We start from the raw sequence: 13,851 nt of genomic DNA, 5'->3' as shown, positions 1-13,851 counted from the left end.
ACGATCCCTTAATTTATTGAATAATCAAATTGAAATATTTAATAACTCTATCGCTTTATCACCTTTCGCACCTTTACCTAAATTCCGCTTACCATACCTGTCGCGTTCTTTGACATGCAGGTAACGTGAATGATCTGGTCCAAAGGTTATGTGAATAGGGCGATCTTTACCATAATAATAAAGCCTATCAAATGGTAATTCGGTAATGACATATTGTGCGATAAGGTGCATTTTTTCCTTATAACCTTCAACATAAATATCGCAAGCTGCCCCATCACGCTTACATATCCTAGTTCCTCGACTATTTAATTCAAAAGCGGCATGTTGGTCTAGTTCTGGTGCCATATCTCCAGGACTGTATTTTTTAATATATTTTAACAATTCAAATGAAGTAAAGCCGTAAGTTATGTCAATTTCACCAAAAGACTCTTCAATTGGTTTTAATAGCTGATAACTTAGTTGTTGAAGAGCTAGGCTTGATTCATCATCAATAGGTCGATTTTGGCCCTTGAAATTTTCATGTTTTGTTTCGTGCCAATTAATTAGTCGCTCAAACATAATTAATGCCTATAAATTAGTTTAATGAGGATTTATCTTAATTGAACATACCTCACAATGAAAGTCGAAGTAGAGTAGATGAACGCATACAAAAAAAGGCTATCCGAAGATAGCCTTTTTTGTTGAATTGGTGGAGCTGGCGGGATTTGAACCCGCGTCCGAAAACGATTCATCGTTGGTACTACATGTTTAGTCGATCTTTAATTTCACCACCGACCTGCGAACCGACACGCTAGCTGATGGCTATCCTGAATTATTTTTAATGCTTTGTCTCTCAGGCTGGAGACGCCACACGAGTTCGTTTGGGTTTGACTCTCTGTTGTTCCCCGTCTTACAAACGGAAGCTAGGGCAGAAAGGCTCTCAGCAGGTTATTAAGCTGCTAGTGCGTAGTTTTCGTCGTTTGCGACTATTTTTTTGCGGCTTTTTACGTGGCAAACCGCCCCACGACATGCACCTAAGACTTCAAAATTCCCGTCGAATCCTAAATCAGCCCCAAGTTTTCTGTTTGATGTATTTTGAACTACTCATCAAAATGTCAAACGTGCGTTATTCACGCGGTGTTTCTTAATACTTAATGCGCATACTAACATAAAACGTTTTCGAGTCTAGTGACTTGTGGTTTAGTTAGTAAAGCGTGGTGACTAAGTGGCTAATATTGCGCCACTTAGCGGTAATGCGTAAACTTAGCGGTAATCCATAAACTTAGCGGTAATCCATAAACTTAGCGGTAATCCATAAACTTAGCGGTAATCCATAAACTTAGCGGTAATCCATAAACTTAATGGTAACGCATAAACCTAGCGTAAGCTGCTCTTCATTATGCGAGCTTTATCGCGTTGCCAATCTTGGTTTTTCTGATCGTCGCGCTTATCGTGTAATTTCTTACCCTTAGCAACACCGATCTTCATTTTGACCCAAGATTGTGACCAGTAAAGCGATAGGGCAATGAGAGTCATGCCTTCACGATTTACACGACCAAATAGGTTGTCTAATTCACGACGATTAAGCAATAGCTTACGAACGCGAGTTGGGTTAGCGACAATATGGGTAGAAGCTTGATTTAATGGTACGATTGACGCGCCACTCAGAAATGCCTCGCCATCGCGAAGGAAGACATAGCTTTCTGCGATATTGGCTTTACCCTGACGTAAAGATTTAACTTCCCAACCTTGCAGCTCCATGCCTACTTCAATCTCATCATCGATGAAATATTCGTGTCGGGCTTGCTTGTTGAGAGCGATAGTATTGCTACCGACTTTGGATTTTTTCTTTGCCATAATCCCGACATTATACGGATTGCATTAATTTTGGCGAACCATTTTGTGCGCTTTCCTGTTAATATTTATGTTTATTTTTATAAATCTGCTCACTGCGTCATATTAGGAAGTATTATGCCTCACGTTAATCGTTCAGCTTTGGTTTCGTTTAGTGCTGAACAAATGTTCTTTTTGGTCAATGATGTAGAAAGTTATCCTGAGTTTCTTCCCGGTTGTTCAGGATCGAAACTGATAGAATCTAGCGATACTGCATTAATTGCCTCGGTAGATGTGGCCAAAGCGGGGATCAAAAAAACTTTTACCACTGCCAATGTAATGATCCCTGGCCGTGTGATTGAATTGCAGTTGGTGGATGGTCCATTTAAGAGTTTAACTGGGCGTTGGAATTTTATTCCGCTGGATGAATTTGCTTGTAAGATTGAGTTTCAATTGGATTTTGAATTTACCAGTAAGTTAATCGAGATGGCATTTGGTAAAGTATTTAAAGATTTGACTAATAATATGGTGAATTCGTTTACCCAAAGAGCAAAACAAGTGTATACCAATCCATAATTTGCCTGAGTAAGAAATAGGTCTCACTATTCGTTAGGTGTAAGATCGGTTATGTGCAAGATCGGTTATACGTAAGAAGAGTAAAAATATGACAGAACAAAATACAAATGATGAATTGATCCATGTCGAGGTGGTGTACGCTTTGTCGCACGAGCAACAGGTTTTTCAACTGGCTATTGCAAGTGATATGACGGTGCAAGAGATCATCGAGCAATCGGGAGTGTTGGTCGCGTATCCCGAGATCGATTTAAATGTGAATAAAGTTGGTGTGTTTAGTCGCAATATAAAACTCGATGCCACCGTTCGAGATAAAGACAGGATTGAGATTTATCGCCCATTACTTGCCGATCCGAAAGAAATTCGTCGTAAACGAGCGGCGCAAGCAAAAACCAAGTCGAATTAACTCTTCATAGAGTGGCTGATCGCTTTACTCAATATAAAAATCCCCACCGCAAAAATGCGAGTGGGGATTTTTTTATCGAAATAACCAACCTCTGCTTATGGCAGCGCTGTTATTGAAGAGGCGTATTGAAATCAGGGCTAAGCTTGAAATCTCCAGACGCCTTGGTGAGCGTTTGTGACATTTCATCGAACGTTACCTGAAAGTCTTTTTGTACTGTGTCATCGTGACCATGAGTAAAGTTATAAATGTAATACCAAGTATCAGGGTAACCATTTTGAATAAGCATAGGTGAACCCATAACAAAACGAACTTGTTCTTTGGTCATGCCAATACGAAGTTTATCAACATCCGGTTGTTCAACGTAGTTACCTTGGGCGATATCAATTCGATAGACGAAACGTTCTAGAACGCTACAGCCAGAGAGTAAAAGGGTAGAAACTAAAGGGATAATCATTATCCACTTTTTAAAATGCATAGTGGCTTTCTTTGTGTTTGAGGGTAAATAACTGCCCTGATGATAAACAAGCGCAGCCCATAAGTAAAAGCACTCTTGTTCGAAAGATGAAAATAAGACCACATTTTTAGAGTTTGGTTGCAGAAAAACAATAAAAAGCCCGAAAAATGAAAAGTTGATTGACGCCTATCATGCGTTTTAGGCAGAAACGGACCAGCCTAAATCCAAACCTTAAGCTGAGACAACAAATTGAAACCATCGCTCGAATCGGTTAAAAAAGTTGCATAAAAAACTTTACTGTATAAAAAGCCAGTATATACTGTTTGGACATACAGTGATTTTTTGGATCTTTTTAAGGTGGTTTTATGCTCTCTCATTTAAGTGTTAATAATTTTGCGATTGTTAAGTCTTTGCAGCTAGAGCTTTTCAAAGGAATGACAACCATTACCGGTGAAACGGGGGCGGGTAAATCGATTGCAATTGATGCGCTCGGACTTTGTTTAGGTGGGCGAGCCGATAGCAATATGGTACGTCCTGGTGAAGAGAAAACTGACGTTAGTGCTTCGTTTGTGTTGGATAACAACATTAACGCAACTCGCTGGTTAGAAGATAACGAATTGCTGGATGGTGGTGAGTGCATTATTCGCCGTATTATCACCAAAGAAGGGCGTTCGCGTGCTTTTATTAACGGTAATCCGGTGCCATTGTCGCAATTGAAATCACTGGGGCAAACCTTAGTGAATATTCATGGGCAACATGCGCATCACCAATTAATGAAGCAAGAATACCAACTGACTTTGCTTGATCAATATGCTGGGCATCAACGCCTAATTGAAACCAGTAAAAAAAGGTATTCAGATTGGCGTCAAAAGCAAAATCAATTGAAAACCTTACGCACTAATAGCCAAGATAATCTAGCGCAAAAGCAGTTGCTTGAATATCAAGTAAAAGAGCTCGATGAACTGGCATTAAATGAAGGTGAATTCACTGAACTTGAGCAAGAGCATAAGCTGTTATCCAGTAGTGGCGAAATAGCTTTAACTTGCCAGCAAGCACTGAATGAGCTTTATGACGGCGATGATGTTAATGCGTTAGCTTTGCTTAATTCGGTAAGCCATGCACTGGCAGAGTTAGTGACGCTGGATCCTAAATTGGCTCACCTGCCAAGTATGCTATCGGACGCCATGATTCAATTAGAAGAAACCCATTTAGAATTACGCTCTTATGCCGATGGTATCGATGTTGATCCGGCTCGTATTGCTGAAGTCGAACAGCGGTTTAGTAAAGTGATGAGTACCGCGCGCAAACATAATGTGTCTGCCGATGAGTTGTATCAACACCATCAAAATATTAAAGCGCAAATCGAAGCGTTAGATTGTTCCGATGAAAAATTCGAACAACTCGAACATGAAGTAGAAGAAAAGTATCAAGCCTTTCTGCAAGCGGCGGAAAAATTGAGCAAGAGTCGCAAACGTTATGCCAAAGAACTCAATAAGCTGATCACTCAAAGCATGCATGAATTAAGTATGGAAAAAGCCCAGTTCTGCATTGATATTAATAGCGAAGCCAAACATGCGGCGCCACTGGGCATCGACAGTATTAACTTTTTAGTCTCCGCCAATCCAGGGCAGCCGTTGCAAGCGATCGCTAAAGTGGCATCCGGTGGTGAGTTATCACGTATATCGCTGGCAATCCAAGTGATCACGGCGCAAAAAGTGCAAACCCCAAGCTTAATTTTTGATGAAGTGGATGTTGGGATCAGTGGGCCAACCGCCAGTGTGGTCGGAAAAATGTTGCGCCAATTAGGCGAATCAACCCAAGTTCTGTGTGTGACTCACTTACCGCAAGTGGCAGGTTCAGGGCATCAGCAGCTGTTTGTATCAAAACAAGCCAAAGCTGGCAAAACTGAAACCCGCATGCACTTTTTAGATAATAGCCAGAGAGTCGATGAACTGGCGCGTTTACTGGGTGGTAGTCAGATCACTGATTCAACCCGAGCTAACGCCAAAGAATTATTGGTGGCGGCTTAGCTGGCAGCTTATGTCGAGAACCTAGCTAAGGAAATACAATTGAATTGCTGGTGAGTTGCTATTGAGTTGGTGATTTAAAGCGTAAAATAAATTGTGGCATCTTGCTTGCTACCGGTGATTTTCAAGCTACAAGATGCCCAATTGTTTTTTATCTGTTTAGAGTTTTCGCGCCAAGCATTTTCGCACCAAGCATTTCGAGCTAGGCGTCTTCGTCTCTTAAACCCGTGAGTTAAAACAGTTTGAACGCGTGAGTTAAAATAGCTTGCTCGACCAACCGAGTTTTTTACGCAATACATGATAATAGCTGTAATCTTCAGGGTGGATCAGTTTTAAGCTACTTGGGCTTTTAAATATTTGGATCTCATCGCCAGGCGATACAGGTAGAGAAATTTGACCATCACAACTCACTTCTTGGGTGCCGCGATTATCTGGCGAGACTAATAATTTAATTGTGCGGTCGCCATCCACCACGAGTGGGCGGCTTGAAAGAGTATGGGGGAACATCGGCACCAACGAGATCGCATTTAAACTTGGCGATAAAATAGGGCCACCGCCCGACAAGGAATAAGCGGTTGAGCCGGTTGGGGTTGAAACAATCAGCCCATCAGCGCGTTGAGAAAAAGCAAATCTGTCATCAATATAGACTTCAAACTCAATCATGTGTGCCACTTTGCCAGGATGCAGCACCACTTCATTTAAGGCTGAGTTATGGCTTTTTACGTGTCCGTGACGATGCACTTCAGATTCAAGCAAGAAACGGTCTTCAACTAAATAGTGTCCTTGTAAGACTTTTAACAAACAGTTACGAAAATCTTCAGGGTTGAGATCGGTTAAAAATCCTAAGCTGCCACGGTTTACGCCAATCACAGAAATATCAAAGCGAGAGAGAATTCGCGCCGCGCCCAACATGTTGCCATCACCGCCAACCACAATAGCTAAATCGGCCAGTTCTCCAATCTTTAATAAGCTGGTAAAGCCTTCTTTTGGCAGGTCATCTAATATGTCGATCAAGCGATCATCAACTAAAACTTGATAGCCTTGTTCGACTAACCAAAAATACAATTCTTTATGTGTCTGTACCGCTTTATGGTTGCGGGGCTTACCAATAATGGCGATCACGTTAAACGGCTTTTGCATAATATCTTCTGCTCTTTCGTTAAGGATTCGTATTTTGCGCTTGAATCAAAAATCTTCGTCCCCATAATAAAGGCAAGTGGAACGACTATGCGAGTGTTTTTGGGTATTAAAGTTTGCTCAAACGCATAGTGCTGATTAATTTCTTGGAGATGTCATGACTGATAAACAAAATACGCCACACGAAGAAGAGTTGAAAGCGGAAGAAGTACAAGCAGAAGAATTGCTTGATAATGAAGAAATGGAAACGATTGGCGGTGAAGGCGATATCGATTGGGATAACGTTGAAACAGAAGGATCACTAGTGGCAGAACTAGAAGCGGCCTTAGTGGCAAGCCAAGTTCAAGTTAAAGAACAACAAGATTCAGTGCTTCGCGCCAAAGCAGAAGTTGAAAACATGCGTCGTCGTAGCGAGCAGGAAATTGATAAAGCGCGTAAATATGCCCTGAACAAATTTGCTGAAGAGCTGCTACCTGTGATCGACAACCTAGAGCGCGCAGTACAAGCGGCAAATCCTGAAGATGAAGCGGTTAAAGCAATCCTTGAAGGGGTTGAAATGACACATAAATCATTTGTTGATACCGTATCAAAATTTGGTCTAGACGTTATTAATCCTGAAGGTGAAGCGTTTAACCCTGAACTGCATCAGGCGATTGGCATGCAAGAAAGCCCAGATCACGAATCAAATACCGTGATGATCGTCTTGCAAAAAGGCTATCAATTAAATGGTCGTGTGATCCGTCCTGCGATGGTGATGGTGGCGAAATAACTTTAAGCCGATCCATTTAAGCTTTTTAATGTCGAGAATGTAAAATTCTCGACATTTTTTTATCTCGTCCCTTGAAATGAATTTTGCAGCCCTTATCTATATTCACTGCAAAGGGCATCTTTAAGTGACTTGAATATATACATGCCAAGATGTTTGTTTAAATAAAGGCATCAAACTAATTTACAGATAGGGTTGAAATCCAAATCTGAGCCCCCATCTCTTTTGTATGAAAAAGCTGGGTACAGCATAACTGATTAACTGAATTGTTTGGAGAATGTTCTAATGGGTAGAATCATTGGTATTGATTTAGGTACAACTAACTCATGTGTTGCGGTATTAGACGGCGACAAACCACGTGTAATTGAAAATGCTGAAGGCGAACGCACAACAGCATCGGTAGTGGCTTACACCGACGGCGAAATCTTAGTAGGTCAACCTGCAAAACGCCAAGCAGTCACTAACCCAGAAAATACATTGTTTGCTATCAAACGTTTGATCGGTCGTCGTTTTGAAGACGAAGAAGTTCAACGTGATATCGAAATCATGCCTTACAAAATTGTAAAAGCAGATAACGGTGATGCATGGGTAGAAGCGAAAGGCCAACAAATGGCTGCTCCTCAAGTATCGGCTGAAATCTTGAAGAAAATGAAAAAGACGGCTGAGGATTTCCTTGGTGAAGAAGTAACTGCAGCAGTAATCACTGTTCCTGCTTACTTCAACGATGCACAACGTCAAGCAACCAAAGATGCTGGCCGTATCGCAGGTCTAGAAGTTAAACGTATTATCAACGAACCAACAGCTGCAGCACTTGCTTACGGTCTTGATAAAAAAGGCGGCGACCGCACTATCGCAGTTTACGACCTTGGTGGTGGTACATTTGATATCTCTATCATCGAAATTGATGAAGTTGAAGGCGAGAAAACTTTCGAAGTACTTTCTACCAATGGTGACACTCACCTAGGTGGCGAAGATTTCGATACACGTCTAATTAACTACTTAGTATCAGAATTCAAAAACGAGCAAGGCATCGATCTGACAAAAGATCCTCTTGCAATGCAACGTGTGAAAGAAGCAGCAGAAAAAGCGAAGATCGAACTTTCTTCAGCTCAACAAACTGACGTAAACCTTCCATACGTTACTGCAGATGCGACGGGTCCTAAGCACATGAACGTTAAAGTGACACGTGCCAAACTAGAATCTCTAGTTGAAGACCTAGTTCAACGTTCTCTTGAGCCGCTTAAAGTTGCTCTAGCAGATGCAGACCTAAGCGTTGGCGATATCACAGATGTTATCTTGGTTGGTGGTCAAACACGTATGCCAATGGTTCAAGCTAAAGTAACTGAATTCTTTGGTAAAGAACCACGTAAAGACGTTAACCCTGATGAAGCCGTTGCCGTAGGCGCAGCTGTTCAAGGTGGTGTTCTTGCTGGTGACGTAAAAGACGTTCTTCTACTAGACGTTACTCCTCTATCTTTCGGTATCGAAACGATGGGCGGCGTAATGACAAAACTGATTGAGAAAAACACTACGATTCCTACTAAAGCGAATCAAGTATTCTCAACGGCAGAAGACAACCAAAGCGCGGTAACGATTCACGTATTACAAGGTGAGCGTAAGCAAGCGACTTACAACAAATCTCTAGGTCAATTTAACCTAGAAGGCATCAATGCAGCACCACGCGGCATGCCTCAAATCGAAGTAACATTCGACTTGGATGCGGATGGTATCTTGAACGTGTCGGCTAAAGATAAAGCGACCGGTAAAGAGCAAAAAATCACTATCCAAGCTTCTGGTGGCCTAAGCGACGAAGAAATCGAAAAAATGGTTCAAGAAGCTGAAGCTAACAAAGAAGAAGATAAAAAATTCGAAGAGTTAGTGACGACGCGTAACCAAGCGGATCAAATGATCCACGGTACTCGTAAGCAAATGGAAGAAGCTGGCGACAAGCTTCCAGAAGAAGACAAAACCAACATCGAAAAAGCGATTGGCGAGCTAGAGCGTGTTAAGTCTGGTGACGACAAAGCGGCTATCGATGAAAAAGTTCAAGCGTTAGCAGCGGCTGCGCAAAAACTAATGGAAATGGCTCAACAACAAACTCAAGGCGCAGAAGGTGAGCAAGCTCAACCTGAAGACGACGTAGTGGATGCTGAGTTTGAAGAAGTAAAAGACGAAGACAAAAAATAATCCATTGGATTAAGTCGAGTCTGAAAGTGAGCGATCTTCATCGCTCACTCATATCAGAATAAGCTGCGGGCGTTAGAGGTTTCTCTCTCGCCCGCACTTTTCGATAAAAATAACCGTATTAAAATTGAAACTGTGGATCTAAAATTGTCTCTCTTGATAAAAGTGTCGATTGGTATAATGGCTTTTATCCAGATAGATACATACATAAGTTAATACATGGTCAGTGGTCATTAGCAGCATTGGCTTTAAAGAATAAAATTGGTGAATCAAGCATGTCAAAACGTGATCTTTATGAAGTATTAGGCGTCAGCCGTGATGCATCCGAACGTGATATCAAAAAGGCGTACAAACGTCTGGCGATGAAATTCCACCCTGACCGTAATCAGGAAGCGGATGCAGCTGAAAAGTTTAAAGAAGTGAAAGAAGCGTATGAGATTTTAACCGATGCACAGAAAAAACAAGCGTACGACCAATACGGTCATGCTGCCTTTGAACAAGGTGGCATGGGCGGTGGCGGCGGCGGTGGTGGTTTTGAAGATATGTTTGGCGATGTGTTCGGCGATATCTTTGGCGGTGGAGGCGGCGGTCGTCGTGGCGGTGGTCAACGCGCGCAACGTGGCTCAGATCTGCGCTACAACATGGAAATGTCTTTAGAAGACGCGGTTCGTGGTTGTGAAAAAGAAATTAATATTCCGACCCTAGCAGAATGTGATGTGTGTGATGGTAGCGGTGCGAAAGCCGGTTCAAGTTCACAAACCTGTGGCACTTGTCATGGTCACGGCCAAGTACAAATGCGCCAAGGTTTCTTTGCGGTGCAACAAACCTGTCCAACCTGTCATGGTAAAGGCAAGATCATTAAAGATCCTTGTAACTCTTGTCATGGTGAAGGTCGCAAGCAAAAGAACAAAACGCTTAATGTTAAAATCCCAGCCGGTGTTGATACTGGCGACCGTATTCGTTTAACTGGAGAAGGCGAAGCCGGAGAACGTGGCGCACCAGCGGGTGATTTATACGTTGAAGTGCATTTACGTCAGCACCATATTTTTGAGCGCGACGGCAGTAACTTACATTGTGAAGTGCCCGTTAGCTTTACTTTAGCGGCATTAGGCGGCGAAGTGGAAGTACCAACCTTAAATGGTCGCTTTAAATTGAAAGTGCCAGCCGAAATGCAAACCGGACGTATGTTCCGTATGCGCGGTAAAGGCGTGAAGTCAGTTCGAGGTGGCGCGGTAGGCGATTTGATCTGTAAGTTAGTCGTCGAAACTCCGGTTAAATTAAGCTCTCGTCAAAAAGAATTACTGCGTGAATTAGAAGATTCATTTGGTGGTGAAGCCAGTCAAAAGCATAAGCCTAAATCAGAAGGCTTCTTTGATGGGGTTAAAAAATTCTTTGATGATTTGAAAGGCTAATCTCTTTGATCACCACATGAGTTATTGATTGAATAAACCAAAGCCTACCTTAGCGTAGGCTTTTTGCTATTTTAAGCATTGTTTCAGCCTGACTGATAGTTTGTTGTCGTGAGGATTGCAGCGTACTAATGCCTTAATGAGATGAATAAGGTATGATTAGCGCCAGATCTGAAATTTTTTGTGAGTAAGTAATGCGCATATTTACTTTAGTGCTAATCGCCTTATTAGGTTTGCTTCAGTATGATTTGTTTTTTGGTAAAAATGGCTTAGTGGATTATAACGCCGTGCATTCTGATATTGCGGTGCAAGAGCAAGTAAATACCAGTTTAAAAAAACGTAACGATTTGATGTTTGCTGAGATTGACGATTTACGTCAAGGGCTTGATGCAATTGAAGAACGTGCCAGGCACGAATTGGGCTTGATCAAAAAAGGCGAAACATTTTACCGTATCACCGGTGATGATACCGATGATGGCTCGACTTTTAATTCAGATGCGGGCTGATCCTCTTTCATACTTTACTCGGCAGTCGAATGCTTTGTATTGCGTAATGTGCTTATTATCCTGTCATTTAGATTTAAGGGGGAAGTTGTGATGCGTCCCCGTTATCACCTTTTAATCATCTAGGTTATCTCTTAACTATGACTCACTCTTCATCTGGTGCTCATCAAAAAACGATACCGACTTTTGCAGTCGTGGTTCCGGCGGCAGGGGTTGGCAAGCGTATGCAAGCCAATCAGCCTAAGCAGTATTTACTATTGCATGGTAAAACATTACTCGAGCATACGGTTGAGCGCTTATTGTCGCACCCAAACATTGATTTAGTGGTCATTGCGGTGAGTGAGGGGGATGAATATTTCCCTGAGTTATCGTTATCAAATCGAAGTGATGTGGTTCGGGTTAATGGCGGCCAAGAGCGTGTTGATTCAGTATTATCAGGCTTGGAATATTTAAGTGAGCATCACGGCTCGCAATACGCATGGGCGCTGGTGCACGATGCGGCGCGCCCTTGTGTTACTCATCTTGATATCACTAAGTTGATTGACGCATGTCTTGGCAGTTCAACCCCATTATGCGGTGGGATCTTAGCTTCACCAGTTCGCGATACTATGAAACAAGCTATGACTCAACAAGCCACTAGTCAGCTAACCACGACTCAGCAAGGCATGGCGCAAGTGACGATTGCTCACACTGTCGATCGCAGCCAGCTATGGCACGCATTAACGCCGCAAATGTTTCCATTAGAGTCACTCAAAAATGCACTCTCTACAGGGTTAAGCAAAGGCCTTGCGATCACCGATGAAGCTTCTGCGATCGAGGCTTGTGGCCTATCACCGTTATTGGTGACTGGACGTGCGGATAATATCAAAGTGACACAACCTGAAGATTTGGCATTAGCGGAATTCTTCTTGCATAAACAGATTAAATCAAGCAACAGTAAATAAGAGGTTTCGATGATTCGTATTGGACACGGTTTTGATGTACATAAATTTGGTGGTCAAGGGCCAGTTATTATTGGTGGTGTCGCGGTTCCTTATGAGCAAGGCTTGATCGCGCATTCTGATGGCGATGTGGCATTACACGCTTTAACCGATGCGTTGCTTGGTGCAATTGCTGCTGGCGATATTGGTAAACATTTTCCCGACACCGATGAGCAATGGAAAGACGCGAATAGCCGCGATTTATTGCGTGAAGTGTACCGCTTGGTGAAAGAAAAAGGCTATGTAATTGGTAACGCCGATGTCACCATTATCGCTCAAGCACCAAAAATGCTGCCGTATATTGAATCAATGCGGGCGGCGATAGCGCAAGATCTCGAAACCAGTATCGATAACATCAATGTGAAAGCGACCACCACAGAAAAGCTCGGTTTCACCGGTCGTAAAGAAGGCATTGCTTGCGAAGCGGTTGCGTTAATTCAATCAGTGAATTCTAACTAATTTATCACCTCATTTTAAAATAAGAAGACCATGACAGACATTCTAGCCTCATTAGCGTATCAACTGAGCACCCCGATAGCCCAAGCGAAAGTGAAAGCTCAAGCCAGTGACTTCCAAGTACGAGAAGATTTAGGTTTTGATTTTTCCGGCCACGGTAATCACTTAATGGTCAGGATTCGTAAGCAAGGTGAAAACACCAGTTATGTCGTGAATGAACTGGCCAAGGCCTGTGGCGTACCATCGAGCAACGTTGGTTGGGCGGGACTAAAAGATCGTCATGCAGTGACCGAGCAATGGTTGAGCGTACAAGGTGCTAAGGCTGAGGGTTTTGATATTACCCAATTTGAAGCCGATCACCCAAGTGTCAAAATTCTGGCGACTGCTTATCATAATAAAAAATTACGCCCCGGCGATCTGATTGGTAATCAGTTTGTGATCCGTTTAGCGCAAGTATCCGACATTAACGATGTTTGCCAGCGTTTAGAGAAAGTGAAATTGAATGGTGTGCCTAACTATTACGGCGCGCAGCGTTTTGGTCGAGAAGGTAATAACTTAGAAGAAGCACGTCGTTGGGGGCGTGACAATGTCCGCACTCGTAATCAAAATAAACGTAGCCTATACCTTTCTACAGCCCGTTCTTGGATCTTTAACCAAGTGGTGTCACATCGAATTGAGAGTCAGTGTTTTTCACAATTGCTCAATGGTGATATTGTGATGAATAGTCAAGGGAATCATCAATTAGTCGATCAAAACAACATGGCTGAATTGCAAGCCCAATTGGATAATGAAACAGTACAATTGACCGCGCCATTGGCGGGCGATAATGCTTTGCCAACCCAAGACGATGCCGAAGCATTAGAGCGACCATTCTTAGATGCCGAACAAGATTTAATGGCGCTTATTTGTGGCAATCGCATGCGTCATGATCGTCGTCCCGTCGCCTTATTTGCACAAAATCTAACATGGACCCACGATGACGATAGCGTCACGTTATCATTTAGTTTACCGGCAGGCTGCTTTGCCACCTCAATTCTACGTGAGTTGATTAACGAAATTGCGTTTGAACGTACTTACGAATAAAGCATAGATAATGTGCGATTGGAAGGCGGATTTTCTAAGTGATAAAACATAAGAATAAGGG

14 protein-coding genes and 1 other RNA gene are annotated in these 13,851 nt (G+C 42.6%); 10 read left to right on the top strand and 5 right to left on the bottom strand.

Annotated elements, in window-relative coordinates:
* Window positions 1–24: 24 nt before the first annotated feature.
* The 3 genes from GFB47_RS08580 to smpB form a co-directional block, all read right to left on the bottom strand.
* Window positions 25–558 carry a hypothetical protein gene (locus GFB47_RS08580; protein WP_218619082.1) on the bottom strand — a complete coding sequence of 178 codons (534 nt, stop codon included), beginning with the start codon at window positions 556–558 and terminating at the stop codon, window positions 25–27.
* Between the two features lie 128 nt (window positions 559–686).
* Window positions 687–1,053, bottom strand: a transfer-messenger RNA (tmRNA) gene (ssrA, locus tag GFB47_RS08575).
* A 303-nt stretch (window positions 1,054–1,356) separates the two neighbouring features.
* Window positions 1,357–1,836: an SsrA-binding protein SmpB gene (gene smpB / locus GFB47_RS08570; protein ID WP_153447608.1), complete on the bottom strand. Its 480-nt coding sequence runs from the start codon at window positions 1,834–1,836 to the stop codon at window positions 1,357–1,359.
* Window positions 1,837–1,950: 114 nt separating this feature from the next.
* Between smpB and GFB47_RS08565 the strand changes: the two genes are divergently transcribed.
* Window positions 1,951–2,388, top strand: a complete 438-nt coding sequence (locus GFB47_RS08565) for an SRPBCC family protein (protein ID WP_153447607.1) — start codon at window positions 1,951–1,953, stop codon at window positions 2,386–2,388.
* 88 nt (window positions 2,389–2,476) lie between these two features.
* Complete coding sequence (locus GFB47_RS08560; RefSeq protein ID WP_153447606.1) at window positions 2,477–2,791, top strand: RnfH family protein; 315 nt, start codon at window positions 2,477–2,479, stop codon at window positions 2,789–2,791.
* A 109-nt stretch (window positions 2,792–2,900) separates the two neighbouring features.
* On the opposite strand, the gene bamE is transcribed toward GFB47_RS08560, so the two are convergent.
* Entirely contained in the window at window positions 2,901–3,266 is a 366-nt protein-coding gene (gene bamE, locus GFB47_RS08555; protein ID WP_153447605.1) for an outer membrane protein assembly factor BamE, read from the bottom strand.
* A gap of 344 nt (window positions 3,267–3,610) precedes the next feature.
* Here bamE and recN point away from each other — a divergent pair, with 344 nt between their 5' ends.
* Entirely contained in the window at window positions 3,611–5,275 is a 1,665-nt protein-coding gene (recN, locus tag GFB47_RS08550; RefSeq protein ID WP_153447604.1) for a DNA repair protein RecN, read from the top strand.
* Window positions 5,276–5,527: 252 nt separating this feature from the next.
* Here the strand turns inward: recN and nadK are convergent, their stop codons facing one another.
* A complete protein-coding gene (gene nadK / locus GFB47_RS08545; protein WP_153447603.1) occupies window positions 5,528–6,412 on the bottom strand; it encodes an NAD(+) kinase in 885 nt (294 codons plus the stop codon).
* A 154-nt stretch (window positions 6,413–6,566) separates the two neighbouring features.
* On the opposite strand from nadK, the gene grpE reads away from it, so the two are divergent.
* From grpE to truD, 7 genes are all read left to right on the top strand, one after another.
* A complete protein-coding gene (gene grpE / locus GFB47_RS08540; RefSeq protein ID WP_153447602.1) occupies window positions 6,567–7,178 on the top strand; it encodes a nucleotide exchange factor GrpE in 612 nt (203 codons plus the stop codon).
* Window positions 7,179–7,460: 282 nt separating this feature from the next.
* Window positions 7,461–9,362, top strand: a complete 1,902-nt coding sequence (gene dnaK, locus GFB47_RS08535) for a molecular chaperone DnaK (RefSeq protein ID WP_153447601.1) — start codon at window positions 7,461–7,463, stop codon at window positions 9,360–9,362.
* Between the two features lie 272 nt (window positions 9,363–9,634).
* Window positions 9,635–10,771 carry a molecular chaperone DnaJ gene (dnaJ, locus tag GFB47_RS08530; protein ID WP_153447600.1) on the top strand — a complete coding sequence of 379 codons (1,137 nt, stop codon included), beginning with the start codon at window positions 9,635–9,637 and terminating at the stop codon, window positions 10,769–10,771.
* A 191-nt stretch (window positions 10,772–10,962) separates the two neighbouring features.
* Entirely contained in the window at window positions 10,963–11,274 is a 312-nt protein-coding gene (gene ftsB, locus GFB47_RS08525; protein WP_153447599.1) for a cell division protein FtsB, read from the top strand.
* A gap of 137 nt (window positions 11,275–11,411) precedes the next feature.
* Window positions 11,412–12,215, top strand: coding sequence for a 2-C-methyl-D-erythritol 4-phosphate cytidylyltransferase (gene ispD / locus GFB47_RS08520; RefSeq protein ID WP_153447598.1), 804 nt, complete (start codon window positions 11,412–11,414; stop codon window positions 12,213–12,215).
* Window positions 12,216–12,224: 9 nt separating this feature from the next.
* Window positions 12,225–12,710 carry a 2-C-methyl-D-erythritol 2,4-cyclodiphosphate synthase gene (gene ispF / locus GFB47_RS08515; RefSeq protein WP_153447597.1) on the top strand — a complete coding sequence of 162 codons (486 nt, stop codon included), beginning with the start codon at window positions 12,225–12,227 and terminating at the stop codon, window positions 12,708–12,710.
* Between the two features lie 30 nt (window positions 12,711–12,740).
* Window positions 12,741–13,790, top strand: a complete 1,050-nt coding sequence (truD, locus tag GFB47_RS08510; RefSeq protein WP_153447596.1) for a tRNA pseudouridine(13) synthase TruD — start codon at window positions 12,741–12,743, stop codon at window positions 13,788–13,790.
* Window positions 13,791–13,851: the final 61 nt, after the last annotated feature.

It is taken from the genome of Vibrio algicola (assembly GCF_009601765.2).
GTDB lineage: Bacteria > Pseudomonadota > Gammaproteobacteria > Enterobacterales > Vibrionaceae > Vibrio > Vibrio algicola.
The sequence above is the reverse complement of the archived record's forward strand: the minus strand, read 5'-3'. Positions and strand labels throughout refer to the sequence as shown.

What these genes read in the sequence shown, in the direction of transcription:
- dnaK (WP_153447601.1), top strand. Translation starts at nt 7,461, where the DNA reads ATGGGTAGAATCATTGGTATTGATTTAGGTACAACTAACTCATGTGTT.
- ispF (WP_153447597.1), top strand. Translation starts at nt 12,225, where the DNA reads ATGATTCGTATTGGACACGGTTTTGATGTACATAAATTTGGTGGTCAA.
- GFB47_RS08580 (WP_218619082.1), bottom strand. Translation starts at nt 558, where the DNA reads ATGTTTGAGCGACTAATTAATTGGCACGAAACAAAACATGAAAATTTC.
- GFB47_RS08560 (WP_153447606.1), top strand. Translation starts at nt 2,477, where the DNA reads ATGACAGAACAAAATACAAATGATGAATTGATCCATGTCGAGGTGGTG.
- nadK (WP_153447603.1), bottom strand. Translation starts at nt 6,412, where the DNA reads ATGCAAAAGCCGTTTAACGTGATCGCCATTATTGGTAAGCCCCGCAAC.
- truD (WP_153447596.1), top strand. Translation starts at nt 12,741, where the DNA reads ATGACAGACATTCTAGCCTCATTAGCGTATCAACTGAGCACCCCGATA.
- smpB (WP_153447608.1), bottom strand. Translation starts at nt 1,836, where the DNA reads ATGGCAAAGAAAAAATCCAAAGTCGGTAGCAATACTATCGCTCTCAAC.
- dnaJ (WP_153447600.1), top strand. Translation starts at nt 9,635, where the DNA reads ATGTCAAAACGTGATCTTTATGAAGTATTAGGCGTCAGCCGTGATGCA.
- ftsB (WP_153447599.1), top strand. Translation starts at nt 10,963, where the DNA reads ATGCGCATATTTACTTTAGTGCTAATCGCCTTATTAGGTTTGCTTCAG.
- bamE (WP_153447605.1), bottom strand. Translation starts at nt 3,266, where the DNA reads ATGCATTTTAAAAAGTGGATAATGATTATCCCTTTAGTTTCTACCCTT.
- GFB47_RS08565 (WP_153447607.1), top strand. Translation starts at nt 1,951, where the DNA reads ATGCCTCACGTTAATCGTTCAGCTTTGGTTTCGTTTAGTGCTGAACAA.
- recN (WP_153447604.1), top strand. Translation starts at nt 3,611, where the DNA reads ATGCTCTCTCATTTAAGTGTTAATAATTTTGCGATTGTTAAGTCTTTG.
- grpE (WP_153447602.1), top strand. Translation starts at nt 6,567, where the DNA reads ATGACTGATAAACAAAATACGCCACACGAAGAAGAGTTGAAAGCGGAA.
- ispD (WP_153447598.1), top strand. Translation starts at nt 11,412, where the DNA reads ATGACTCACTCTTCATCTGGTGCTCATCAAAAAACGATACCGACTTTT.